2 tRNA genes are annotated in these 550 nt (G+C 48.2%); both read left to right on the top strand.

The features are described from left to right. The first annotated feature begins 187 nt into the window (after positions 1 to 187). Positions 188 to 264 (top strand) — tRNA-Ile (locus AC07OG_RS26345). A 30-nt stretch (positions 265 to 294) separates the two neighbouring features. Beyond that, positions 295 to 370: transfer RNA gene (locus AC07OG_RS26340), tRNA-Ala, on the top strand. The last annotated feature ends 180 nt before the right edge of the window (positions 371 to 550 follow it).

Below are 550 nucleotides of genomic sequence, written 5' to 3'. Positions count from 1 at the left end.
GGAACCTGCGGCTGGATCACCTCCTTAATCGACGACTCAGCTACTCCATAAGTTCCCACACGAATTGCTTGATTCATTGAAGAAGACGAAAAGAAGCAGCCTTAACGGGTTGTAGCTTGGTTGGTTAGAGCGCACCCCATGCTTTGTGGTAAAGAGCAGGGTGAGGTCGGCCGGATAGCTCGAAATTGGGTCTGTAGCTCAGTTGGTTAGAGCGCACCCCTGATAAGGGTGAGGTCGGCAGTTCGAATCTGCCCAGACCCACCAATTTTGTTGTGTGGGAACCTGTAGAAATACGGGGCCATAGCTCAGCTGGGAGAGCGCCTGCCTTGCACGCAGGAGGTCAACGGTTCGATCCCGTTTGGCTCCACCATAACTGCTTCTGCTGTAAAAGCTTAGAAATGAGCATTCCATCCTGGTGATGGTGAATGTTGATTTCTAGTCTTTTGACTAGACCGTTCTTTAAAAATTTGGGTATGTGATAGAAAGATAGACTGAACGTTACTTTCACTGGTAACGGATCAGGCTAAGGTAAAATTTGTGAGTTCTCTTA

The sequence above is a fragment of the Pseudomonas sp. GW821-FHT09H03 genome, assembly GCF_059415945.1.
Note: the sequence above shows the minus strand (reverse complement) of the source record. Positions and strands in the feature narration are given on the sequence as shown.